The 24,731-nt window shown below is 68.2% G+C and carries 20 protein-coding genes; 7 read left to right on the forward strand and 13 right to left on the reverse strand.

What is annotated here, in order from left to right:
* Positions 1-33: 33 nt before the first annotated feature.
* Together E5A74_RS10110 and E5A74_RS10115 are read right to left on the reverse strand one after the other, a co-directional pair.
* Positions 34-1,644, reverse strand: a complete 1,611-nt coding sequence (locus tag E5A74_RS10110; protein ID WP_135984457.1) for a M28 family metallopeptidase — start codon at positions 1,642-1,644, stop codon at positions 34-36.
* A 76-nt stretch (positions 1,645-1,720) separates the two neighbouring features.
* The gene (locus E5A74_RS10115; protein WP_135984459.1) at positions 1,721-3,412 is read right to left on the reverse strand and encodes a M28 family metallopeptidase; all 1,692 of its coding nucleotides are present in this window, start codon (positions 3,410-3,412) and stop codon (positions 1,721-1,723) included.
* Between the two features lie 114 nt (positions 3,413-3,526).
* On the opposite strand from E5A74_RS10115, the gene pepN reads away from it, so the two are divergent.
* Positions 3,527-6,115, forward strand: a complete 2,589-nt coding sequence (gene pepN / locus E5A74_RS10120; protein WP_135985152.1) for an aminopeptidase N — start codon at positions 3,527-3,529, stop codon at positions 6,113-6,115.
* A 28-nt stretch (positions 6,116-6,143) separates the two neighbouring features.
* Here the strand turns inward: pepN and E5A74_RS10125 are convergent, their stop codons facing one another.
* On the reverse strand, positions 6,144-7,757 hold the full coding sequence (locus E5A74_RS10125; protein ID WP_135984462.1) for an alkaline phosphatase D family protein: 1,614 nt from the start codon (positions 7,755-7,757) through the stop codon (positions 6,144-6,146).
* A gap of 163 nt (positions 7,758-7,920) precedes the next feature.
* Between E5A74_RS10125 and E5A74_RS10130 the strand changes: the two genes are divergently transcribed.
* The gene (locus tag E5A74_RS10130) at positions 7,921-9,474 is read left to right on the forward strand and encodes an ArnT family glycosyltransferase (RefSeq protein WP_135984464.1); all 1,554 of its coding nucleotides are present in this window, start codon (positions 7,921-7,923) and stop codon (positions 9,472-9,474) included.
* Here the strand turns inward: E5A74_RS10130 and E5A74_RS10135 are convergent.
* Genes E5A74_RS10135 through E5A74_RS10145 form a run of 3 tightly spaced genes read right to left on the reverse strand, consistent with a single transcriptional unit; the run spans position 9,408 to position 12,058 of the window.
* Positions 9,408-10,610, reverse strand: coding sequence for a glycosyltransferase (locus tag E5A74_RS10135; protein ID WP_135984466.1), 1,203 nt, complete (start codon positions 10,608-10,610; stop codon positions 9,408-9,410). The genes E5A74_RS10130 and E5A74_RS10135 overlap by 67 nt on opposite strands.
* A 12-nt stretch (positions 10,611-10,622) precedes the next feature.
* Complete coding sequence (locus E5A74_RS10140; protein ID WP_135984468.1) at positions 10,623-11,135, reverse strand: DUF2141 domain-containing protein; 513 nt, start codon at positions 11,133-11,135, stop codon at positions 10,623-10,625.
* The gene (locus tag E5A74_RS10145; RefSeq protein ID WP_135984471.1) at positions 11,132-12,058 is read right to left on the reverse strand and encodes a hypothetical protein; all 927 of its coding nucleotides are present in this window, start codon (positions 12,056-12,058) and stop codon (positions 11,132-11,134) included. The genes E5A74_RS10140 and E5A74_RS10145 overlap by 4 nt, the downstream gene beginning before the upstream one ends.
* A 191-nt stretch (positions 12,059-12,249) precedes the next feature.
* Here E5A74_RS10145 and E5A74_RS10150 point away from each other — a divergent pair, with 191 nt between their 5' ends.
* The gene (locus tag E5A74_RS10150; RefSeq protein ID WP_135984473.1) at positions 12,250-13,341 is read left to right on the forward strand and encodes a glycosyltransferase; all 1,092 of its coding nucleotides are present in this window, start codon (positions 12,250-12,252) and stop codon (positions 13,339-13,341) included.
* A gap of 81 nt (positions 13,342-13,422) precedes the next feature.
* Here the strand turns inward: E5A74_RS10150 and E5A74_RS10155 are convergent, their stop codons facing one another.
* From E5A74_RS10155 to pyrE, 7 genes are all read right to left on the reverse strand, one after another.
* Positions 13,423-15,465 carry a TonB-dependent receptor gene (locus E5A74_RS10155; RefSeq protein ID WP_135985154.1) on the reverse strand — a complete coding sequence of 681 codons (2,043 nt, stop codon included), beginning with the start codon at positions 15,463-15,465 and terminating at the stop codon, positions 13,423-13,425.
* A gap of 121 nt (positions 15,466-15,586) precedes the next feature.
* On the reverse strand, positions 15,587-16,222 hold the full coding sequence (gene maiA / locus E5A74_RS10160) for a maleylacetoacetate isomerase (protein ID WP_135984475.1): 636 nt from the start codon (positions 16,220-16,222) through the stop codon (positions 15,587-15,589).
* Positions 16,223-16,240: 18 nt separating this feature from the next.
* A complete protein-coding gene (locus E5A74_RS10165; protein ID WP_135984477.1) occupies positions 16,241-17,410 on the reverse strand; it encodes an AI-2E family transporter in 1,170 nt (389 codons plus the stop codon).
* Complete coding sequence (gene lepB / locus E5A74_RS10170; protein WP_135985156.1) at positions 17,407-18,282, reverse strand: signal peptidase I; 876 nt, start codon at positions 18,280-18,282, stop codon at positions 17,407-17,409. Before lepB ends, E5A74_RS10165 begins: the two co-directional genes overlap by 4 nt.
* A 5-nt stretch (positions 18,283-18,287) precedes the next feature.
* Positions 18,288-18,701, reverse strand: coding sequence for a holo-ACP synthase (acpS, locus tag E5A74_RS10175; RefSeq protein ID WP_135984479.1), 414 nt, complete (start codon positions 18,699-18,701; stop codon positions 18,288-18,290).
* Between the two features lie 136 nt (positions 18,702-18,837).
* On the reverse strand, positions 18,838-19,566 hold the full coding sequence (locus tag E5A74_RS10180; protein ID WP_135984481.1) for a pyridoxine 5'-phosphate synthase: 729 nt from the start codon (positions 19,564-19,566) through the stop codon (positions 18,838-18,840).
* Positions 19,563-20,147, reverse strand: coding sequence for an orotate phosphoribosyltransferase (gene pyrE, locus E5A74_RS10185; RefSeq protein WP_135984483.1), 585 nt, complete (start codon positions 20,145-20,147; stop codon positions 19,563-19,565). Before pyrE ends, E5A74_RS10180 begins: the two co-directional genes overlap by 4 nt.
* Before the next feature lie 173 nt (positions 20,148-20,320).
* Between pyrE and coxB the strand changes: the two genes are divergently transcribed.
* The 4 genes from coxB (at position 20,321) to E5A74_RS10205 (ending at position 24,704) form a co-directional block, all read left to right on the forward strand.
* Positions 20,321-21,466, forward strand: coding sequence for a cytochrome c oxidase subunit II (coxB, locus tag E5A74_RS10190; RefSeq protein WP_420822495.1), 1,146 nt, complete (start codon positions 20,321-20,323; stop codon positions 21,464-21,466).
* A gap of 4 nt (positions 21,467-21,470) precedes the next feature.
* Positions 21,471-23,156 carry a cytochrome c oxidase subunit I gene (gene ctaD / locus E5A74_RS10195; RefSeq protein WP_135984486.1) on the forward strand — a complete coding sequence of 562 codons (1,686 nt, stop codon included), beginning with the start codon at positions 21,471-21,473 and terminating at the stop codon, positions 23,154-23,156.
* A gap of 139 nt (positions 23,157-23,295) precedes the next feature.
* Complete coding sequence (locus E5A74_RS10200; RefSeq protein WP_240699757.1) at positions 23,296-23,583, forward strand: hypothetical protein; 288 nt, start codon at positions 23,296-23,298, stop codon at positions 23,581-23,583.
* A gap of 101 nt (positions 23,584-23,684) precedes the next feature.
* The gene (locus E5A74_RS10205) at positions 23,685-24,704 is read left to right on the forward strand and encodes a hypothetical protein (RefSeq protein WP_135984487.1); all 1,020 of its coding nucleotides are present in this window, start codon (positions 23,685-23,687) and stop codon (positions 24,702-24,704) included.
* The last annotated feature ends 27 nt before the right edge of the window (positions 24,705-24,731 follow it).

Consider the following 24,731-nt stretch of genomic DNA (forward strand, 5'->3'; position numbering starts at 1 on the left):
CAGCTTCTCCCCCGCAGCGAGGGAAATCCGGCGCTATTTCGCGCCGGGGCCTCCATACAGCGTTCCGAAGAAATCGCCCTTGTTCCACAACGGGCGTTGATCGGCATCGGCGAGCGCGCGGGCGATCGCATAGTTGAGCTTCACGAAGCGCACGCCCTGGCCGAAGTCGATCAGCGTCACTTCGTCCGAGGGCTGATGATAATGTTTCTCGCCGAATTCCTCGATCGCGGCCTTGCCCGGGCCCGCTGGCCCCGGCTCGAGCGACACCGCGGGGATGCCCGCGCGGACGAAGCTGTAGTGATCCGAGCGCACGAAGCTCGCCTGCTCTGGTGCCGGATCGGGCGTGAGCGCCAGCCCGTCGGCCTTGGCAACCGCCGCCACCGTGGGACCGATGCTGGTGCGATCCGCGCCGTACGCGACGAGATCTTCGAACTTGTAGGTCAGCACCGGCATGTCGAGATTGACGTTGGCGACGATGCTGCCCTTGGGCACGGTCGGGTTGGCGGCGAAATAGTCCGAGCCGACCAGTCCCTTCTCCTCGGCGGTGACCGCGACGAACAGGATCGAGCGGCGCGGGCGCTTGCCAGAGGCGGTGAACGCCTTTGCCACTTCGAGCATCGAGGCGGTGCCGACGGCATTGTCCATCGCGCCGTTGTAGATCGTGTCGCCCTTCGCATCGGGCTTGCCGACGCCGACATGATCGAGATGCGCCGAGATCACGACATATTGGCCCTTGAGCGCCGGATCGCTGCCCTCGAGCATTCCGACGACATTGTTGGCCGACAGCGTCTTGATCTCGGTGTTGGCGGTGCCTTCCGCAGCCACGCCCAGCGCGCCGGTGGGCAGCTTCCTGCCGGCCTTGTCGGCGGCGAGGACGTCGGCCCATTTGATCTTCGATCCGGCGAACAGCTTCTCCGCGCCCACCATGCCGACATAGGCGAAGGCAGGCACGCTCGCCCCATCGGCATGCGCGCGGCCGTCGGGATCGGCCCAGGTCATGGCGGGGCTGTTCCAGTAGCCGACGCTCGCCTCGAACGGGAAGATCGCGTGGCGGGTATTGCCCTCGATCAGGATCACGCCGATCGCACCGTGCGCGGCGGCGTTCTTCGCCTGCTCGTCGGGCTGGCTGAGATGCGCGCGGACCTCGCTGGGCAGCGATTGCGGGGCATCGCGCAGGATCGCGACGATCTTCCCCTTCACGTCGAGGCCCTTGTAATCGTCATGGCCGGTGGCGCGATCGGTCACGCCATAGCCGGCGAAGACGACATCGCCCGACAACGCGACCTTGGGCTCGCGCGCGTTCGAGCGGGCGACATAGTCCTTGCCCCATTCGAGCGGCGTCGCGACCCCGCCACGCCGGAGCACCAGGCTGCCGTGATCGGCGCCCTTGAACGACACCAGCGGCACCGGCTGGAGCCATGCGCCGTTCGCCGCGCCGGGCGTGAGCCCCGCCGCGAGCATCTGCGCGGCGACATATTGCTCGGCGACGGCGAGCTCGTTCGAGCCGGTATCGCGCCCGCGCATCGCGTCCGAGGCGAGGAACGCGACATGCGCCTTCAGCGCCGCCTCGGCGGGGGTGAGCTCCTGCGCCAGCGCGGGGGTTGCGAAGAGCAGCGGAAGAAGGATCAGGGACTTGCGCATCATTTGCCTCGTTCCCTTCCCTGCGGGAAGGGGCTTGGGGGTGGACGGCGAGGGGCGGGTCCGCACCTCGCCATAAGGGTCACTTCTCCATCGGCCCGCCAAAGGCGGTGCCGAAGAAGTCGCCCTTCTTCCACATCGGTTTCTGGTCCGCATCGGCGATCTCACGAGCGATGCGATAATTGACATCAACGAAGCGCGCGCCCGATTCCCAGTCGATCGCCGGCTGCTGGACGAGGTCGTCCGAGGGCTGGTGATAATGGCTGCTCAGAAACGCGTCGGTCGCCGCCTTGCCCGGGCCTTTCTCGCCCGGCCACAGGAAGACCGAGGGAATGCCCTGCTGGACGAAGCGATAATGGTCCGAGCGCACGAAGAACGCCTCGTCGGGCCGCGGATCACCGCCCACGCCCACGCCGATCTGCGCCGCGGCGCGCGCCACCGTCTCGCCGAGCGTCGAATGCGCCGCGCCGAACGGCGTCACGTCCTCGAACTTGTAGTTGATGATCGGCATGTCGAGATTGACGTCGGCGACGATGTCCTGCTTCGCCACGGTCGGGTTGTGCGCGAAATAGTCCGAACCGACGAGCCCCTTCTCCTCGGCGGTCACCGCGAGGAACAACACCGAACGCCGCGGCGGCTTGCCCGATGCCTTGAAGCGGCGCGCCTCCTCGATCAGCGAGGCGATGCCGACGGCATTGTCCATCGCGCCGTTGTAGATCGTGTCGCCCTTGGCGTCCGCCTTGCCGACGCCGACGTGATCGAGGTGCGCCGAAAGCACCACGACTTCCTTGCCCAGCGCCGGATCGCTGCCGGGCAGCATGCCCGCGACATTGTAGCTGGTGATCGGGCTGGTTGCGGTCTTGAGCGTGACGCTCAGCGTCGCGGGCAGCGCCATCGGTTTGAACGTCGCGCCGTCCTGCTTCGCCGCCTCGGCGATCGTCGCCCACGGCGTCTTCGCGCCGGCGAACAGTTTGGTGGCGCCTGCCAGGCTGAGCATGCCCAGCCCCGGTGCCGCGGGCGTCGGGATATGGCCGCTGCCATCGGCTTCGGCCCAGGTCACGCGCGCCCGGTCGTAATTGGCGGCGACCAGCTTGAACGGATAATTGCCGCGCCCGGCGAGCGGCGACTCGAGCGTGACATAGCCGACCGCGCCCTTCTTCATCGCGATCTCGGCCTTGGTCGACGGGCTCGAGAAATGCGCGCGCTCCTCGGCGGGGAAGCTCGACGGCGCGCCGCCGAAAAAGGCGACGATCTTGCCCTTGACGTTGATGCCCTTGTAGTCGTCGCGGCCGAGCCCGACGATGCCCTGCCCGACGAACACCACCGGCGCGGTGACGCTGTAATCGAGCTTCGCGGGATTGGCGGCGGGCACATAATCCTCGCCGAAGATCAGGCTCGCCGGCTGGCCGCCCTTCGCCGCGATCGCCATGCTGCCCTTGTCGGCCGGCTTGTAGCTGAGCAGCGGCACCTTCTGGAGGTACGAGCCGTCGTCGCCCGCCGGGCGCAGCCCCTGCTCGTAGAATTGCGACGCCACATATTGCGCGGCGATATCGTACTCGGCGCTGCCCGCCTCGCGCCCGCGCATCTGGTCCGATGCAAGGAACATGATGTGGCTCTTGAGCGCCGCCTGGTCGGCGGGCAACTCGGCGTTGATCAGCGCGTTGTTCTGCGCGGCGTTCTGGGCCGGCGCGGGTGCCGGAGCCGGCGCGTTCTGGGCCGCGGCAGAAGTGGCGGCGAGCGCGATCAGGCTGATCGCAGCGGTGAATCGAACCATAGGGGAAGGAACCTCGGTGTCTCAGGAATGGCGTATCGGTAGCACCGGGCGACGCAGAGGCAAGCGGCAGTTTGTTGTGGCGGCACGCCGGGTTGATCCTATATCGCGGCGATGATGGCAGACGCTCAGATCGCAACCCAGGCGCCGAAGATCACGCGCCGCGAGGATTATCGCGAGCCCGATTGGCGCGTTCCCGAGATCGCGCTCGATTTCGCGCTCGATCCTGCGGCGACGCGGGTGCGCGCGACGCTGCAGGTCGAACGCGCCGGCACGCATGATCGCCCGCTCCGCCTCAACGGCGACGGGCTGACCGCGCTCGCGGTGCGGGTCGACGGCGCCGAAGCGCAGGGCTGGCGCATGGACGGCGCGGATCTCGTCGTGCCGCTCACCGGCGTCGCGCATGTCGTCGAGACCGAGGTCGAGATCGCGCCCGAGCGCAACACCCAGCTTCAGGGGCTCTACGCCTCGGGCGGGATCCTGTGCACCCAGTGCGAGGCCGAGGGTTTCCGCCGGATCACCTTCTTCCCCGATCGCCCCGACGTGCTGTCGAGGTACAAGGTCAAGCTGACCGCCGACAAGACGCGCTTCCCGGTGCTGCTCGCCAATGGCGATCCGATCGCCCAAGGCGATCTCGAGGGTGGGCGGCACTGGGCCGAGTGGCACGATCCGTTCCCCAAGCCGAGCTATCTCTTCGCGCTGGTCGCGGGCGATCTCGTCGCCAATCGCGGAACCTTTGTCACCTTATCCGGCCGCGAGGTCCAGCTCGGCATCTGGGTGCGTTCACCCGATCTCGCCAAGACCGATCATGCGCTCCACGCGCTCAAACTGTCGATGGCCTGGGACGAGAAGGTCTATGGCCGCGAATATGATCTCGACGTGTTCAACATCGTCGCGGTCGACGATTTCAATTTCGGCGCGATGGAGAACAAGGGGCTGAACGTTTTCAACAGCCGCTACATCCTCGCCGACCCCGACACCGCCACCGATTACGATTACGACGCGATCGCCGCGGTGGTCGCGCACGAATATTTCCACAATTGGTCGGGCAACCGAGTCACCTGCCGCGACTGGTTCCAGCTCTCGCTCAAGGAAGGCTTCACCGTTTTCCGCGACCAGAGCTTCTCGGCCGACCAGGGCAGCGCCGCGGTAAAGCGGATCGAGGATGTCCGCGGGCTGCGCGCGAGCCAGTTCCCGGAGGATTCGGGCCCGCTCGCGCATCCGGTGCGCCCCGACGAATATATCGAGATCTCGAATTTCTACACCGCGACGATCTACAACAAGGGCGCCGAGGTCATCCGGATGATGGCCACGATCCTCGGCCCTGACAAATTCCGCGCGGCCACCGATCTCTATTTCGACCGCTTCGACGGCACCGCCGCGACCTGCGAGGACTTTGTCCAGTGCATGGAGCAGGCGGGCGGCGTCGATCTCACCCGGTTCCGCCGCTGGTACAGCCAAGCCGGCACCCCCCGCGTCTCGGCGACGCTCGCGCAGGAGGGCGGCCGCGCCCGCCTCAAGCTGCGCCAGCTCGTCCCGCCGACGCCCGGGCAACCGTCCAAGGAGCCGATGGTCGTCCCGCTCAGGCTCAAGCTGTTCGGGGCGAACAGCGGGGCGCCGCTCGGCGACGAGCAGCTGATTTTGCTCGAGGACGATAGCCGCGAGCTGCTGTTCGACAATCTGTCCGAGCCGCCGGCGCTGTCGATCAATCGTGGCTTCTCGGCGCCGATCATCGTCGAGACCAACCGCACCGCGCAGGATCTCGCCTTCCTCTCGGCGCACGACGACGATCCGTTCGCGCGCTACGAGGCGATGCAGCAGCTGATGCTCGATACGCTCGTCGCGTCGGCCGCCAATGGCGGGGCCGATCATGGCGCGGTGATCGAGGCGGTGCGCAACACGCTTGGCGATTCGCGGCTCGATCGCGCCTTTGTCGCCGAGGCGGTGCTGTTGCCGTCGGATAGCTTCATCGGCGATCAGATGGCGGTGGTCGAGCCCGAGGCGATCTTCCGCGCGCGTGAGGCGCTGCGCAACGAACTCGGCAAGACGCTCGCCGGCGAATGGCGCGCGGCCTATGACGGCAGCCGCGCCAATCGCTTCGAATATTCGCCCGCGGCCAAGGGCGCGCGGCGGCTCAGGACGGTCGCGCTCGGCTATATCGCCGCGAGCGGTGCGGCCGACGCCGATCGCCTCGCCTTCGACCAGTTCGCCGATGCCGACAACATGACCGACCGTCAGGGCGCGCTGACCACCCTCGTCAACGGCAGCTCGCCGCTCCGCGACGAGGCGATCGACACCTTCTACCGGCGCTATCAGGGCAATGGGCTGGTGCTCGACAAATGGTTCCAGACCCAGGCGCTGTCGACGCGCGACGATACCGCCGAAATGGTCGAACGGCTGGTCGCGCATCCCGATTTCACCTTGTCTAACCCCAATCGCGCGCGCTCGCTGGTCGGGGCGTTCAGCGTCAACCAGCGCGCCTTCCACGACGTCTCGGGGCGCGGTTACCGCTTCGTCGCGGACCAGTTGATCGCGCTCGACAAGCTCAACCCCCAGACCGCGGCCAAGCTGATCCCGCCGCTCGGGCGGTGGAAGCGCTTCGACGAGGGCCGCGCCGCGAAGATGCGTGCCGAGCTCGAGCGCATCGTCGCCACGCCGGGGCTGAGCAAGGACATGTTCGAGCAGGCGAGCAAGTCGCTGGACTGATCTGGATCCTCCTCGTTCCGGGAAGGATTCATCCCATCACATTGCGTCCGCGCTGCACCACCGCGGTGTGCCCCACGCTGGCCGCGGTGCTGCGCTTCAGGATCGTGTCCATGAACACCCAGTCGTTCGACGCGCGTTCGGGGGTGAGGGTCAGCGCCATGTAGCCGCGGCGGCTGGTGTCGCACCATTTGAGCTCGGGATTGGCGGCGATCAGCCCCGCGGCGACGGTCTTCGGATCGGTCGCGGTCGAACCCTCATAGCCCGGTGAGGTCACGCTGTGCCCGGCGAACTCGACTCCGGCGGGCTTGCCGTCCTGGCCGAGATCGAACGCCCAGGCATTGTGGCTGTCGCCGCAGAGCACGACCAGATTGGCGCCGCTGCCCTGCGCCGTCTTGAGGAAGCGCGCCCGCGCGGCGGGGAAGCCGCCCCAATTGTCGAGGTCCGAGGGCAGGCCGGCCCGGCTCGCCGTCAGCGCATTGCGGACATAGCGCTTCGTCCGCTCCGAAGCGTCGGGCTTGAGCCAGTCCATCGCCTGTTCGGGCATGCGTTGCTTGCCCATGATCGTGCCGAACTGGACGACTTGCCATTTGCGGCCGCTGCGCACCGATTGCCGCATCGTACGCGCCAGCCAGATCTCCTGCTCGGTGCCGAGCATGGTCCGCGCCCTATCCTGTAGCGGACCGTCGCGGAACGCGGCGAGCGCGGCGGCGGGATTTGCCGTATCGAACAGTGAGCCATATTCGAGCTCGTCGCTGCGCGCGATCAGCCGGCTCTCGGTGCGGAACAGCGTTGCGAGCCCGCCGATATCGTAGCTGCCCCACGGCGTCTCGGAAACCGGCATCCACTCCTTGAACGCCTGCAGCGCCGCCGCCTTGCGGATGCTCCACAGTCCTTCGAATTTCGGCTGATGGTTCTGTGCGCGCATCTCGCGGCTGTTGTTGGCGCTCTCGTGATCGTCCATCTGCACGAGCATCGGCTTGGCGGCGTGGAGCGCCTGCAGATCGGGGTCGCTGCGATAGCTGGCATAGCGGAGGCGATAATCGGCGAGGTGGATCATCTCCCCCACCGGCTCGGGCCAGCGCCCGTCGACCGCGCCGCTGTCGGGCGCATAGGCGCCCTTCTCATATTCGTACAGATAGTCGCCGAGATGGACCCAGAGGTCGATATCGTCGCGTGCCGCGGCATGGCCATAGGCATTGAACCAGCCGAAGGGCAGGTTCGAGCAGGAGAAGACCGCGATGCCGAAGCGGCGGACATTGTCGTCGGGCAGGGTCTGCGTCCGGCCCACGGGCGAGAAGCTGCCATCGGGCGCGACGAAGCGGTAGAAATAGCGTGTGCCCGGGGCGAGGCCGTCGACGGTGATCTTGACGGTGTGATCGCGCCACGGCCCGGTGAGCATCTCGCCGCCGCTCACGACGCTGGCGAAGTCGGCAGTGGTCGAGATCTCGGCGCGCAGCTTCGCGGCGCCGCCATCGGCCGGCACGTAGCGCGTCCATAGCAGCATCGTGTCGGGGCCCGGCTCGCCGCTCGCCACCGAATGGGTGAAGCCGCTCGCCATCTGGGCCAGCGCGAGGCCCGGAACCGAGAGCGCGGCGAGGCCGAGGGTGCCGGTCAGCAGCAGGCGGCGGCGATCGATGTTCATGGCGTCAAACTCCCCCTTCGTCTCAAAACGGTGAGCCCTAAACCTGACCGGTTCGTGACAGTGCGTCGAGGCTCGGCTAGGCACGGTGGAGGTTGGTCGCAAATAAGACGGAATTCGGAATGAGCGCGCTTTCGGGATTCGAGAAGCGGGGCAATTCGCGCTGATGGCGAGCGAGACTGCCGTAGCGGAAGCGCGGGTATCGGCTCTGCCATCGATTGCCGCCGCGCTCGCGAATCTGCCGCATTGGGTGATTCTGCTCGTCGCCGCGGTTGCGGTCCGCGCGATCGCCTTCGGCAATCCGGTCGTGCATGTCGACGAGGAACTCTACTTCGTCACCGCGCAGCGGATGCTCGATGGGGCGCTGCCCTATGTCGACATCTGGGATCGCAAGCCGATCGGGCTGTTCCTGATCTATTTGCCCGCCGCGGCCTTCGGCGTTCCGCTCGGGATCTGGGTCTATCAGCTGATGGCGCTGGCCAGCGTCGTGCTCACCGCGCTGATGATCATCCGGCTGGCCGAGCGCACCGGCTGGCGCGAGGGCGGACTCGCCGCGGCGTTGCTCTATCTGTTCATGCTCGGCTTCGGCGACGGCCAGAGCGGGCAGGCGCCGGTCTTCTACAATCTGATCACAGCCTCGGCGATGTTGCTCGCGGTCCCCTGCGCGGCCTCGGCAGCCTGCAGCATCCTCCGCCGCGGCCGGGCAGTAGCGGCGATGGCGCTGATCGGCCTCGCGCTGCAGGTCAAATATTCGGTGCTGTTCGAGGGCATCTTTCTCGGCATGTGGCTGCTCTGGCGCGAACATCGGCTCGGCCAGTCGCCGGTGCGGATCGCGCGCCTCGGCATCGAGCTGGTGGTGGTGGCGATCCTGCCGACCTTGCTCGCCTGGGGCGTGTATGTGTGGCTCGGCCATGGCGATGCGTGGTTCTACGCGAATTTCGGCTCGATCCTCGATCGTAAGAGCGATCCCGCGGACGAGCTGATCCGCGCCTTCCTCAAGATCGCGCTGATGCTCGCGCCGTTGCTGATCGTCAGCGGGCTATCGCGCCGGGTGCCAGTGCAGGACGAAAGCGAGCGGCCGATCCGCGCGCTGATGTTCGGCTGGCTGATCGCCGCGGTGTTCGGGCTGATCGTGTTCGGCACGTGGTTCAACCACTATGCGTTGCCGGTGATGCTACCTGCGTGCCTGTGCTGCGCCGGCTATCTCGGGCGCAATCCGGTCGGGCGCCGGATCGTCGCGCCGGCGCTGCTGATCGTCGCGGCGCTCGGCGGAGAACTCACCGTGTTGAGCGCCAGATGGCATCGCGGCGATGCGCGCGAGGTGGAGACCCTCGTCGAGGCGATCGGCCATGGGCCGGGCTGCCTCTATGTCTATTCGAGCAATTCGAGCCTCTATTCGCAGACCGGGCGCTGCACGGTCACGCCCTGGATCTATCCGAGCCATTTGTCACGCGAGCGCGAAAACGGCGCGGTGGGAGTCGACCAGCTCGCCGAGATCGGCCGGATCTTCACGAAGCGGCCCGAGGTGGTGGTGATGCGCCGCGTCTACCGCGGCGAGCGCCTCGAAGCGCGCGACTTCACGCTCGCCCGCCTGCGCGACGGAGGTTACCGACTACGCGGCAGCTACCCGCTCGGCGACACAATGGTCGAGGTCTATGCCGCGCCGGGGAGCGCCGCCGGGCTGGTGCCCGCGCGCCGCGCCGCGAGCAGTCCCTCATAATAGGCCATCAGCTCGACCGTGTGGTCGCGGTCGCTGCGCACCTTGCCCGCGGCGACGCGCGCCGCGGCGCGCAGGATCGCGGGCTCGCGCGCGAACATCCGGCGGATCGCGTCGGCCGCCGACAGCGCGTCGCGCGCTGCATAGGTCTCGGCGAAAAGCGGGTCGGCGAGTTCGGCGAAGCCGCCTTCGTCGGGTCCGATCAGCGGCAGTCCCGACGCCAGCGCCTCCGAGGCGACCAGCCCGAAAGGCTCGGCGTCGGAACCGTGGATCAGCGCGTCGCAGCTCGCCATGATCCGTGACAGGCGGACGCGGTCATAGACCGGGCGGAAGATGCGGATGTGCGGGCTGCCGGCGATGCGGTCCTCGAGCTGGCGGCGCTGCGGGCCGTCGCCGATCAGGATCAGGCCGACGGGCAAGTCGGTCGCCGCCGCCTCGACCGCGTCGATCACCAGCGGCCAGCGCTTCTCCTTGTGGTGCCTGCCGAGCCCGAGCAGCAAATGCCCCTCGGGCGGCAGGCCGCATTGCTCGAGCAGCGCGACGCGGAGCTTCTCGTCGCGCAGATCGGGCGAGAACCAGCTGCGCTCGATCCCCAGCGGCATCGACGCGTCGACATGCATGCCGCGCCGGCGGAAGCGCTTGGCGAGCGCGGGGCCGTTGGTGACGAACGCGTCGTAATGGCCGAGGAAGCGGTTCATGTAGCGCGTGTACCAGGCGAAGGCGTTCTCGACCTGGATCGGGCTCGCGACGCTGTCGAGCCAGCGCTGCGGATAGGCGCCGATCTGGTCGCCATGCGCGAAGAACACCTTGAGCGACGGCCCCTTCCAGTTCGCCACCGTCCATGCCGGAAGCCAGGGCGAGCTGCATTCGAGGATGTCGGGCTGGAGCTCGTCGAGCAGCTTCCACACCGGCTCGTCCTTGACGAAGATGCAATAGTTGCGGTCGAGCACCAGCGGCGGCGCCTTGACCCAGAGGATGCGGCCGCCGCCGGGGCGATCCTCGACGCCGTCCTCGAGCGCGGGGGCGATCACGGTCAGCTCATGGCCCATATCGGCCATGATCCCGATCTTGCGATCGATATAGGTGCGCACACCGCCGCCGGTGGGCGAATAGAATTCGTTGACGTCAACGATGCGCATCGCGCCGGTTCCTCAGTCGAGCGGGCCGAAGCCGCCAAGGCCCTTCAGATATTGGGCGCGCACGGTGATCTGGCCGCCCGCGGCGGGGATGTTGACCATCGCCTGGCGCACCTTGGGCCGGCTGCGGCCGAGCCGCTGGTTGCTCGGGAAGCCGGCGCCGTCCTGCCAGAAGTTGAACTTGTTCTTGCCGTCGCGATCGTGCGTGAAGAGCAGCGCCCACACCCCGGGTCCCGGCGCGCGGATGCACAAGGTCACCGGGCCCGAAGCCGGCATCGGCGACCAGATCCGGCGCATCTGCTTGCCCTCGGCCTTGATCGTGCGATCGTCCTTGAGGAAGTCGTCCTCGTTCGCCGGATAGAGCTCGAGCTTGAGCCGCCCGGTGCGATCCTTGAGCCCGGTGACGTTGACGTAGAGCTTGGGGCCCGCGCCATGGGTGCACGATCCGTCGATCGGATCCTGCGCGCGCGCCGCGCCGGGAAGCGCCAGTGCGGCCAGCGCGAGCGAGAAGAGTGCGGGGCGAATCATTGCTTGTTCCTCGTGATCAGCGCGTGCGCGCTGAAGCCCGCGATCAGCGCGACGTGCGCGAGCAGGGTCAGCGCCGCGATCAGCGCCATCAGCTCGGACAGCGCCTCGCCCTGGCCGATCACCACCCCGGCGATCGTCGCGAAGGCGACCTCCTTGTTGGGGACCAGTGGCAGGCGCCAGACGAGCAGCCGGCCCGCGGCCATCAGCAGCCAGAAGCCGATCGAGACCTCGGGCAGCGCGAAATGCCATGCGACGGCGATGAGGAACGACCCGGTGAGGATGCGCGTGCAGTGCACTGCGAAGATCCACCACAGGCTGCTCCGCGGCAGCGAGAACACCCGCCGCGAGAAGATCATGAAGGGAAGCGAGGTCGCGACGATGATCGCGATCGATCCCCATACCCAGTTCTGCTGGACATGGGTGAGCAGTCCCATCCCGAACGGTGCGGCGAGCAGGATCATCGCCAGCGTGACCGCGTTGCCCGCGATCGCCGAGAGGATCGTGACGTCCTTGACCGCGCCGAAGGGGGCGGCGACCATCTGGGTGCGCTGGCGCGCCCAGGCGTAGAAATAGGCCTCGCCCGAATAGCCGACGAGCACTTCGTTCGAGATGCGCTTCTTGTGGAGCGCGGCCATGCCGGCGAGCGGGATGTCCCACAGCCGCTTGAAGATCACATAGTCGAAGGTCGGCGGGCCGAGATAATAGAGCAGCAGCGCGATGTAGAAGAGCGGGTTGCCTGGCAGCCGCCGCGACAGGCCGGCAAGGCCCGAATCGAACAGCTCGTGCGCCAGCGCGCCGATCATCAGCAGCGTCAGCGCCCCGCCGAGCAGCATCGGCCAGCGGCGCTTGATCTTTTCGACGGGCTCGAGCCCGGCGAGGTCGGGCGCGCCCGCCAAGGGGGCTTCGACAGCGCTGGTGTTCACCGAAGCCTCCACTGCTGGTTCGTTCACTGGATCATTTCCGCTGCAGACACGCCTAAACAAATTTCGCTTTGTTTCCGCGTCTTGCATCGCCCTCCCGATATGCGCGCCCGTGCGGAAGTGGCGGATTGACAGCAGAATGCGGTTTATTGCGGGGGCGATTTGGGCCTAAGGATGGCAAACCGCAAGGGCATATGTTGCACCGCATCTATTCCGAAACCGCGCAACACATCCTCAGCTGCGCCCAGACGATGCGCGGCGGCGGAGTCGAGCGCGCGCTGTTGCGCATGGCCGAGGGCTGGTTGCGCAGCGGCCGCCGGGTCACGTTGGTGCTCGGCAGCGACGAAGGCCCGTTGGCGGCGGAGATCCCCGAGGGCATTGAGCTGATCCGGCTCGGCGACGCGCGCTATTCGGCGCTGTTCCGGCTCGGCGCGCATGTCCGCGCCGCCGCGCCCGATCTGATCTTCTGCCCGGGCAACCACTATAGCGCGGTCGCCGCGCTGACCCGGCTCGACCTCGGCCGCGCCTGTCCGCCGATCGTCGCCAAGGTCTCGAACGCGCTGGTCCGGCCCGAACAGGGCGCGGTCGCCGCATGGGGATATCGGCGCTGGCTACGGCTCCATCCGCGCTTCCTCGATCATGTCGTCGCGATGACCCCGGCGATGGCGGCCGAGGCAGAGGCGGAGATGCGAATGCCATCCGATCGCGTCAGTGTGATCGCCAACCCCCCGGCTATGCCGCGGCCGGACGCCGCCCCCGTGGCGCTCCCCGCGGGGCGTTACATTCTCGGCGTCGGCCGGCTCGAGCCGCAGAAACGCTGGGACCGGCTGATCGATGCGCTGGCGCGAGTCGCCGACCCGCAGGTGCGGCTCGTGATCCTCGGCGAAGGCAGCCTGCGCGGCGCGCTCGAAGCGCAGGTCGCGCGGCTCGGCCTCGCCGGCCGGGTGTCGCTGCCGGGCCATGCCGGCGATCCGCTCCCTGCGCTGGCGGGCGCCGCGCTGGCGGTGCTGACCTCGGACTATGAAGGCGTCCCCGGCGTGCTGCGCGAGGCGCTGTCGGTCGGCACGCCGGTGATCTCGACCGAATCGAGCGTGGCGGTGCGCGAGATCGTCACCGGTCCCGAGCTCGGTGATGTCGTTGCGCGCGCGGATGGCGACGGGCTCGTCGCCGCGCTGAACCGGTGGCTCGATCCCGCGGCGCGACGACCCGCGCCGGTTGCGGCGCAGGGGGATTCGATCGCCGACTATCTCGCGCTGTTCGACAGGCAGGTTGCGGCCCGGCGTTGAATCGCGTGCTTCGGCGAAAGCCGGCGCGCGGGATGGCGGATATCGAATTCGCCAACGCTCCAGCCTTCGCGGAGCACGGAGCTATCGCATCCGATACCGCAGCCCGAACCAAAGCGTCCGCGGCGTTGCGCGTTCGATCACGCCGGGCCCACTGATCCCGGCCTCTATACGCGTGTCGGTCAGGTTCTCGGCGCGTGCTTCGGCGCTCAGACTGCGGGTCAGCGGCACCGCGGCGGTCGCATCGAAGGTCAGCGCGTCGGCCAGCGCGCGGCTGTTCTGGTCGTCCTCGAATTGCGGCGAAGCATAGCGCGCGGTGAGCGCTCCGCCGAGCATGTCGCGATGCCAGCCGAGTGTAGCCGAGGCCTGGTGCCGTGCGGTCTGCGCCGGACGCAGCCCGTCGAGCGCGGCAGCGGCGCCGGCGGCATGCACGCGCGAATCGGCGAAGGCATAGGACGCCGCCACGCTGATCGCGCCGGCCGCATAGCGCGCATCGAGCTCGATGCCGCGGGCTTCGACCGCATCGAGATTCTGCCGCTGACGATAGACCCCCGCAGCCGAGACAAAGCCGACGCCCGGGAAGCTGCCCGGGCCGCTGGCGAGGGTGACGTTGGCGATCGCGTCGTCGAGCCGGTTCCAATAGCCGGTGGTGCGCAGGATCAGCCCCGGTGTCGCATGCCAGTCGAGCCCGATCTCGGCGCCGGTCAGCCGCTCGGGATCGAGCGCGGCATTGGCGGCGGTGGCGTCGGCGCCGACGCGGAACGGGCGGTAGAGCTCGTTGAGCGTCGGCAGTCGCCAGCCGCGATAGCCGGCGGCGCGCAGCGTGATCGCGCCGATCGCCCACGCCGCGCCGATGCGCCCGGTTGCCTCGGTGCCGTGGCGATTCGCGAAAGCGAGGTTGGTGAGCGCCGCGCCCCCCGCGAGCGGCCGCTCGACGAGGGACCCGTCGGCGATGGTCCAGCGATCGAGCCGACCGCCGGCGCTCAGCGTCAGCGGTCCGGCTTCGTAGCTCGCGTCGACGAAGCCACCCAGCGTCGTGGTCTCGCCCCCGGCGACACGACGGCGGGTCGGGGCGCCGGCGACGAAGCTGTACAGTTCCTGCGTGCGCCCGGAGACATTGCGGACGTCGCTGCCCAGCCGCAGCGTCACACCGCGGCCGATCGGCGGGGCGATCTCGATCCGCCCGCCGATCCCGGTCGCGGGGACGTTATATTGGTCGAGCGTCGGCGACGCGGCGGTGCGCGCATCGTCGACGCTGGCAAATCCGCTCGCGAACTGACGGGCCTGGACATAGGCCAGCGCCGACCATTCCCAACCGCCGCGCTTGACCAGCCGGATGCTCGCATCGGCGCCGTCGCTGGCGACGCGGGTGAAGGCGACGCCGCGGTCGCGCCGGTCGGTGAAGGCGGTGAGGTTGGTCTGGAGCTCGGCGCCGCCTCCGATGTCGGCGACTCCGCGCAGCGCGATGCTCGCCTGCTCGTATGGCGCGGCGCGATCGGCGGGGCCGCGATCTTCGGCGACCACCGGCACGAAGCCGTCGCCGCGGGCATATTGGCCGGCGAGGGTGAAGAAGCCGCTGCCGAGCGGCGCCGAGGCGAGCGCGGTCGCGTCGACGCTGTCGCGGTTGCCCCAGGCGGCGCGCAGCTGCAGCGGTCCGAAGTCGCCCGGCGATCCGCTGGTCAGCGCGATCGTCCCGGCCAGCGCCCCCGGCCCGGCATAACCGCTGCCGCCGCCGCGGGTGACCCGGATCGCGGCGAGCCGTTCGGGCGCCCAGGCGGGAAAGGCGACCCAGCCGCCGAACGGATCGCTCTGCGGCACGCCGTCGAGCAGGATCAGCGCGCGGCTAGAGGCATTGCCGCCGAGCCCGCGCAAGGTCACGCCCTGGCTGGTCGGGTGCGCCGAGCGCGAATCCGATCGGCGGAACTGCGCCACGCCCGCGGCGTCGCGCAGCGCATCCTCGATGCGGTTGCTGGCGGTGGCGGTCAGCCGCTCGCGGTCGAGCGTCACCACGTCATAGGCCGCATCCCCCGGCGGCGCGTCGAGCCCGCGGCCGGTGATCACGATCGTGTCGGGCGCGGTCTGGGCAAGGACGGGGACGGGCAGGGCAATGAGCGCTGCCGCAAGCATCAAGCCGCTCCCCTTCAGGGACGGGATTGGGGCGGGGCCGTGCCCCGGGCGATCGGTCTTTGCGAGATGGCCGAGCTCCACCCCCAGCCCCTCCCCCGAGGGGGAGGGGCTTTGCGTTCGGCTAGACATTCGGCGCCACGCGATCCGGATGCGCGGCGGCGAACGGCTCGATCGCCTGCGCCGCGGCGTCGGCGCGCACCAGCCTGGGAAAAGCGTCGAGCGGCGTGGCGAAGCGGCGCGCGTTGAACATCTGGGGGACGAGGAACACGTCGGCTATATCGGGCGCCGCGCCACCGAGGAACGGCCCCGCATTGTCGTCGGCGCCGGCCATCGCCTCGAGCGCGGCGAAGCCCTCGGCGATCCAGTGGCGCGTCCATTCGTCGCGCGCTTCGTCCGCGATGCCCATGGCCTTGAGCTTGCGCATCACCCGAAGGTTGTTGAGCGGGTGGATATCGGCGGCGACCACCAGCGCTTTCGCGAGCGCGACGGCGCGCGCGTCGGGGTCGGCGGGGATCAGTCGCGGCTCCGGATGGCGCGCATCGAGCCAGTCGATGATCGCGAGGCTCTGGGTCAACACCTTGCCCTCCACCTCGAGCGCGGGAACCAGGCCCTGCGGATTGAGCGCGAGATGCGCGGGGCTGCGCTGCTGGTTCTCGAGCAGCATCACCTCGCGGCGTTCGTAGGCGATTCCCTTGAGGTTGAGCGCGATGCGGACGCGATAGGCCGCCGACGAGCGGAAATAGTCATGAAGCAGCATGCGAACCTCCCCGGTCGCTCAGGTAACGGGGGGCTGCCCCGGCGGTTCCGCGATCGTCGCCGCGCCGGCCACCGTGTCGCGGTGGCGGATGCGCCAGTGAAAGCCGCGGGGCTCCTTCGCGCTGGCCCGCGCGGCGCGCTCGGCCTCGCTCTCGAGCGCGACCTTGATCATCGCGACGATCGGATCGGCGAGCGCCAGCCCCATGAAGCCGAACAAGGTGCTGGCGAGGATCTGCGCCGAGAGCGTCAGCGCCGGTGGCAGGTCGACGGTCTTCTTGGCGACCAGCGGAATCAGCACATAGCCGTCGAAGGTCTGCACCCCGAAATAGACCGCGATCGCCCACAGGCCCTGGTCCTGCCCGGCGCTGAACCCCACCGAGATCATCAGCACGCCGCTGACGAACGCACCGATATTGGGGATGAAGGCGAGGATGCCGGTGATGATCCCGAGCAGCATCGCCATCGGCACGCCGGCGATGCTGAGCAGGATCCACGTCAAAATGCCTTCGAACACCATGCCGAGCAGGCGGCCGCCGAGCAGCACGCGCAGCGTCCGCGCCATCCGGCCGATCGTCACGGAGAAATCGTCGCGCGCGTCGACCGGCACCATCCATTGCAGCCCGCGCTCGTAGATGCGCGGCTCGATCGCGACGAACAGTCCAATCGACAGCACCATCAACAGGCTCGCCGCGGCGCCGATCACCGATCCCACCGCCGAGGTCAGCCGGCCGATCGAGCCGAGTGCCTGCTGGGCGATGCCGGTCAGGTCGGAGCGGCCCGGCATCAGTCCGAGGCTCGAGATCCATTCGACGACGCGATTGCCCTGGATCTCCAGCGTCGTACGCAGTTGCTCTGCCTGCAACGCGATCTGCACGCCGGTCAGGTAGAAGACGCTGACGATGAAGGCGAGGACGAGCAGCACGACGATCATCAGCCGCAGCCCGCGCGGGATCGGCAGCACCCGGCCGAGCAGCCGCGTGCCGCCGTCGAGCATCGAGGCGACGACGAGGCCGCCGAAGATGATCAGCAGCGGCTGGATCAGCAGCACGATCAGCGCGACGCCGATCGCCAGCCCGAACCACACCGAGGCGCGCTTCAATTCGGCGCGCACGATCGGATCGCGCAGCTCGTTGGGGCCGGGCTCCTGCACGACGTTGATGCCTTCGCTCTCGGGGGAATCGGCGGTCATTGGGGGTCCTGCGTCGGATGGAGCGACGTGCCGGCGCGGCCCCGCCGGAAGGATTGGGGCCAGCTCAGCGGATTGGCGCTGGCGCTGCCGTCGAGCGAGAAGGTGATGAATTCGGCGCGCCCGCCGATATTCTCCCACGGCACCGGTCCGCCGAGCCCGTTCTCGGCGAGCGAGAAGCGGCTGTCGGCGCTGTTGTCGCGATTGTCGCCCATCAGGAAGACGCGGTCCTGCGGAACGCGGATCTCGGCGTAATTGTCGCGCGGGCTCCAGCCCTTGTCGACGGTGTCGTACGAGCGGCCATTGGGGAGCGTCTCGCGAAAGATCGGCAGCCGGCAGACCTGCTTGCCGCCGGGCAGGGTGGTCAACAGTCCGGGATAATGATCGGCATCGCAGCGCGTATTGGCGTCGACCGGAATGTCGCGCGTTCCCATCGCGCGGCGGGGGACGGGCTTGCCGTTGAGCCAGACCACGCCTTCGCGCACCGCGATCGTGTCGCCGGGGAGGCCGATGACGCGTTTGATATAGTCGGTGCGCGTCCCCGGCGGAGTGACGATCACCACGTCGCCGCGCTCGGGCAGACGCCCGAACAGCCGGCCGCGGATCGGCGGCAACAGATGGAAGGTCGGGGTGACGAAACTGTATCCATAGGGAAATTTGGTGACGACCAGCCGGTCGCCGACCAACAGCCCCGGCATCATCGATTCGGAAGGGATGTAGAAGGGCTTGGCGACGAAGCTGTGGAAGCCGAGCACGGCCAGCACCAGCCACAATATGCCGCGCAGCTCGGCCCACCAATCGGTGCCGCGGCCGCCCTCGGCGGCGCTCTCCTCGAAACCCTGTTCGTCGCTCAACGCCAACTCATCCGCGGCCATGGCCATCAATCGTCCTTCCCGACCGCGATCGCCTCGATCATCACCATGGCGAAGGCCCAGGGATGATCGTCGGTCAGGGTGAGATGCACCTTCGCGACGTGGCCGTCGGGAGTGAGGGCGTCAAGCCTCGCCTTCGCGCCTCCGGTCAACGCCAGCGTCGGCGCACCCGAGGGCGCGTTGACGACACCGATGTCCTTGAGGAACACCCCCTGTTTGAACCCGGTTCCGACCGCCTTGGAAAAGGCCTCCTTGGCGGCGAAGCGCTTGGCGAGTGTCGCGGCATAATTGTGTGGGCGCCGCGCCGCCTTTTTCAGCTCGATCTCGGTGAAGGCGCGCGCCTCGAAGCGGGCGCCGAACCGGTCGAGCGAGGACTGGATCCGCTCGATGTTACACAGGTCCGAACCGAGGCCGAGGATCATGATTCCCTCTCCCATGGGGAGAGGGAGGGAGCCGCGAAGCGGCGGAAGGGTGAGGGCGGGCGGGGAGCGCTGCCCTCACCCTTCCCGCTCGACTGCGCCGAGCGGGCCCCTTCCCGCTCCCGAAGGGAGCGGGAGTTCAACGCGCCTCGTCCATCAGCGCGCGCATGCGGCGGATCACCGGCGCCAACCCGTCGAAGATCGCCTCGCCGATCAGGAAATGGCCGATATTGAGCTCCATCACCTGCGGGATCGCGGCGATCGGCACGACATTGTCGAAGGTCAGGCCATGCCCGGCATGCGGCTCGATCCCCGCCTTGGCGGCGAACGCAGCGGCGTCGGCGATTCGCTTGAGCTCGCCGGCCCGCGCGCCTTCGTCCAGCTCGCAATAGCGGCCGGTATGGAGCTCGACCACCGGCGCGCCGAGCCGCAGCGCCGCGTCGATCTGGCGCGCGTCGGGCTCGATGAACAGCGACACCCGGCACCCCGCGTCGCGGAGTTTGGCCACCATCGGCGCGAGATGATTGTGCTGCCCGGCGGCATCGAGCCCGCCCTCGGTGGTGCGCTCCTCGCGCTTCTCGGGGACGATGCACACTGCGTGCGGGCGATGCCTGAGCGCGATCGCCAGCATCTCCTCGGTTGCCGCCATTTCGAGATTGAGCGGCACGGGTAGCTCGGCCGAGAGCCGGGCGATGTCGTCGTCGGTGATGTGGCGCCGGTCCTCGCGCAGATGCGCGGTGATGCCGTCGGCGCCGGCCTCGGCGGCGAGCATCGCCGCGCGCACCGGATCGGGATAGCCCGATCCGCGCGCGTTCCGCACCGTCGCGACGTGATCGATGTTGACTCCCAGGCGCAGCTTGCCGGTCATGCTTCCGCGCGGCTCCCCGGTTTGATCGCGGGAATCGCCGCTAGCTCTGGCGGCAACGCGTCGGGAGCGTAGCTCGGCACGTCGAGCTGGATCAGCGGGAAGAAGGGAATGTCGAATGCGGCCGTGCCGTTCGAGCGATCGACCAGCGATGCCATCGCGATCACTTCGCCGCCCGCCGCCTCGATCGCCTTGATCGCCTCGCGCGAGGAGAGGCCGGTGGTGACGACGTCTTCCATCATCAGCACCTTCTGCCCGGGCGCGAGCCGGAAGCCGCGGCGCAGCTCGAAGCTGCCGGTCGGGCGTTCGACGAACATCGCCTCGACGCCCAGCGCGCGCGCCATCTCGTGCCCGGCGATCACCCCGCCCATCGCCGGCGAGACCACCGCGCTGATCTGGCTTCGCAGCTCGGCGGGAATCTGCGCCGCCAGCGCCTCGGCCAGCCGGCTTCCGCGCTTCGGATCCATCAGCACCCGCGCGCACTGGAGATAGCGCGGGCTCCTGAGTCCCGAAGAGAGAATGAAATGTCCCTCGAGCAGCGCGTCCGCGGCGCGGAACTCCTCCAGAACCTCGTCTCGGGTCAACGCACCCACTCCCATGCTGCACTTGCGTGCTCTCTTAGGGTCGGCACCCCGCCGCCGCAACGGCCATGCAAAAAGGGTTGAGAATGGCCTATAGCCGCGTATAGGCCGCTTGTTCGGTTCCTTCCTTCCTTGCCTACGCAGCCACGCGAACAGGGTGAAAATAAACGATGCGCATGCTTGGGTTGACTTCGATTGTCCTGGCTGCGGGGTTGGCGCTGGGGGCGCCGGTCCACGCCCAGAATAGCGCAGCGCCTGCCGCTGCTCCGACGCCGGAGGCCGCGGCCACGCCGGCGGCTGCCGCTGCCCCGGCTGCGGCGCCCGCCGCCGCGCCGACTCCGGCCGCGGTCGCGGATCCGACGCTCGACGCGTCGGGGCATCCGCTGACCAAGCCGGTGCCGACCATCGGCCAGCCGCAGGACGGGCTGTTCGGCCTGCAGGAGCAGATCACGCCCAATGGCCGCGAGGCGCACTGGTTCCATAACGTGATCCTCGTGCCGCTGATCGTCGTGATCTCGATCTTCGTGCTGATCCTGCTCGCCTGGGTGGTCGTTCGCTACCGCCGCGCCGCCAACCCGACGCCGTCGCGGACCAGCCACAACACCGCGATCGAGATCGTCTGGACGCTGGTGCCGGTCCTGATTCTGATCGCGATCGCGGTCCCGTCGATCAAGCTGCTCGCCGCGCAGTTCAAGCCCGCGCCCGACAATGCGGTGACGCTCAAGGCGATCGGCAACCAGTGGTTCTGGACCTATGAATATCCCGATCACGGCGACATCAAGCTGACCGCCAACATGCTCAAGGAGCAGAGCGAGGTCGCTCCCGGTCAGCGCTACCGCACCGACGCCGACGGCCCGCGCCTGCTCGCGGTCGATCAGCGCGTCGTGCTGCCTTACGGTGTGCCGATCCGCCTCGTCACCACCGCGCAGGACGTGATCCACAGCTGGGCGATGCCCGCTTTCTGGGTCAAGCTCGATGCGGTTCCCGGCCGTCTGAACGAGACCAGCTTCATCATCGACAAGAAGCCCGGCGTCTATTTCGGCCAGTGCTCGGAGCTCTGCGGCGCGCGCCACGGCTATATGCCGATCGCCGTCGAAGTGGTGTCGCCCGAAGTGTTCGCGCGCTGGGTCGCCTCGAAGGGCGGCAAGATGCCGGGCGCCGCGGCCGCACCGCAGTCGACCACGGCCGCGGGGAACGATGCCTCCGCCGAGCCGGGCAATGCCGCCGAGGCGGGCCCGGTCGTCAACGCCACTGCCGCTCCGGCGGTCACCAACAAGCCCGCGACGCAGAACCCGGCGGGCCTCGGACAGACGGGCAACTGAGACCATGACCGACACCGCCGTTCCCTACGCCGCGCATGACACGCATGACGCGCACGCGCACGACCATCACGATGCCGATCACAAGCCGGGCTTCTTCCAGCGCTGGTTCATGTCCACCAACCACAAGGACATCGGCACCCTCTATCTGATCTTCGCGATCGTCGCCGGCATCATCGGCGGTGGCATCTCGGGTCTGATGCGCTGGGAACTCGCCGAGCCGGGCATCCAGCATCTGCCGACCTGGCTGGGCTATCTGCACGGCGGCGACGTCAAGCTCGACGACGCGCTCCACTTCTGGAACGTGCTGATCACCGCGCACGGCCTGATCATGGTGTTCTTCATGGTCATGCCGGCGATGATCGGCGGCTTCGGCAACTGGTTCGTGCCGATCATGATCGGGGCGCCCGACATGGCGTTCCCGCGGATGAACAACATCTCGTTCTGGCTGCTGATCCCGGCCTTCACGCTGCTGCTCGCCTCGCCCTTCGTCGGCGTCGGCGCGGGCACCGGCTGGACCGTCTACGCTCCGCTCTCGACCTATGGCGAGCCCGGACCCTCGGTCGACATGGCGATCCTGTCGCTCCACCTCGCGGGCGCCAGCTCGATCCTCGGCGCGATCAACTTCATCACCACCATCTTCAACATGCGCGCGCCGGGCATGACCCTGCACAAGATGCCGCTGTTCGTCTGGTCGGTGCTGATCACTGCCTTCCTGCTGCTGCTCGCGCTGCCGGTGCTCGCCGCGGCGATCACCATGCTGCTCACCGATCGCAACTTCGGCACGGCGTTCTACGATGCCTCGGGCGGCGGCGATCCGACGCTCTACCAGCATCTGTTCTGGTTCTTCGGTCACCCCGAAGTGTACATCATGATCCTGCCGGGCTTCGGCATCGTCAGCCAGATCGTCGCCACCTTCAGCCGCAAGCCGGTGTTCGGCTATCTCGGCATGGCCTACGCCATGGTCGCGATCGGCTTCGTCGGCTTCGTCGTGTGGGCGCACCACATGTTCACCACCGGCCTGTCGGTCACCGTGAAGATGTACTTCACTGCGGCGACGATGGTGATCGCCGTGCCCACCGGCGTGAAGATCTTCTCGTGGATCGCTACGATGTGGGGCGGCTCGATCAGCTTCAAGACCCCGATGGTCTGGGCGATCGGCTTCATCTTCATGTTCACCGTCGGCGGCGTGACCGGGGTCGTGCTCGCCAATGGCGGCGTCGACGATTACATGCACGACACCTATTACGTCGTCGCGCACTTCCACTATGTGCTGTCGCTCGGCGCCGTGTTCGGCCTGTTCGCCGGCTTCTATTACTGGTTCCCGAAGATGTCGGGCCGGATGTACAGCGAGTTGCTCGGCCAGCTGCACTTCTGGACCTTCTTCGTCGGCGTGAACGTGCTGTTCTTCCCGATGCACTTCCTCGGCCTGCAGGGCATGCCGCGCCGCATCCCGGACTATACCGAGCAATATGCGCACTGGAACCACATCGCGAGCCTCGGCTATGTGATCATGGCCGCCGGCGTGGCGATCTTCTTCATCAACATCCTCTGGTCGCTGGTGGCCGGGCGCCGCGCGGAGGCCAATCCGTGGGGCGAAGGCGCAACGACGCTCGAATGGACGCTGTCGAGCCCGCCGCCGTTCCACCAGTTCGAGACGCTGCCGGTCATCGACAGCGGCTCGCACCACTAAGCCTTCGCCGAAAGGCGATGAACGAAGCGCCCCGGGGGAAACTCCGGGGCGTTTTCCTTTGGCAGCGCCGGGCCCCGGCGCGACAATGGCGCGTTGGTGCGCCGACCGGATTCGGCCCGGCGCGAGCGAAGGGGTGACGATGACCAAATGGCCTTATGGCGGCTGGGCGAGCGCGGGCATCGATGCCTGGGCGCTCGGTATGGAGGCCTCGGCGGTGATCGGCCTGCGCGTCATGCGCATGGCGACGGGTGGCGCAGATGCCGCGGCCGAGGCGCAGCTGATGGTCTCCGAGAAGATGCAGGCAGCGCTCGAGCTGCAGACGGCGATGGTCACCGGCCAGCTGGGCAACACCCCGCTGGCCAGCACGCGCAAGACGATCCGCCATTATCGCCGCAAGGTGAAGGCCAACCGCAAACGGCTCGGCTGAGCGGGCATCGCCGGCGCCGCGAATGGCGAACGGCGGTTGGCATTCGCATTCAGAAATCGTCAATCGCGCCTCGATAGCCTTTGCGACCGGGGAGATGTGCGATGAAGACTCTCGCTCTGGCGGCATTGACGGCAGGATTGTCTGTGACGGCGACCGCGCTGGTTGCGGCGACGCTGCAATCTGGCGGCGGCGGCCGCGAAGAGGATGGCGCGCCCACGCCCCTTTATCCAACGATCACGCCTCTCGATCGAACGCAGCCGCAGCAGCGCGGCGAGCCCTGTCTTCCCGCCGGATTGCTCGCGGGCGCCCGCATTGTCGCGCTCGGCGCCTATGAAGGCAGGGGTTCGACCGACCTGGCGATAGGTGACGGCCCGCACGAGACCGGCGCGATCGCCGTGACGGGAAATCCGAAGGGCGATCCGGTCGTGCTCGTCCTGACCGCCTATGAAGCGACGATCTGGGACCTTCGCCGCTTTCCACGCCGTCGCCTCCGCGCGGTGCTGGCTTTTGGACATTATGATCAGGCGGTTGCCGGCGTGCCGTCGTCGATACCGGTTCGCTTCCAGCGACGTGGGCAGTCGAGCCCGTGTGGGCAGACAGCCTATGCCTATAAGGGAGGGCGCGAGCTGGAGCGGCTGGCGGCTGCGGTCACGCAGGCCACGGGCAGACGCATCGACGACTTTCAGGGGGGTTATTCCGCGACGGCCTTCGACGTCGATCGCGGCGCGGTCGGCGCGTCGGGCCGCCCGTTCGATATCGGCCAGATCCGCGCATCGGCCGAGATCCGGCGCGAGCGGCTGTTGCCCAAGGCGGCGGGGATCGCGCAGCTGGTGGCCGAGGGCGCGCTGCGTGCGGCCGGCCCGGCGGATATCGACGCGCTCTCCGAAGCCCTGACGCGGGCAAGCCCGACGGGCTATCTGGCACCGGTCCGGCCCGAGCATCTCGGTCCGCGTGCCTTCGTGGTGCTTCGGCCGACTGCGATCCCGCGCGGCATGTATGGGGCGCATTCCGCCGTCTTCCTGATACCGGGCGACATCGAATGGCCGGTCGATCCGGGAAGCCACAACACCTATTATTCGCTCTCCAGCGGGAAATGCCGCGGCCCATTCTGCGGGCATTGATCGACGGGCCTTTCCCCTTGCGTGACC

The sequence above is a fragment of the Sphingomonas naasensis genome (assembly GCF_004792695.1).
GTDB lineage: Bacteria > Pseudomonadota > Alphaproteobacteria > Sphingomonadales > Sphingomonadaceae > Sphingomonas > Sphingomonas naasensis.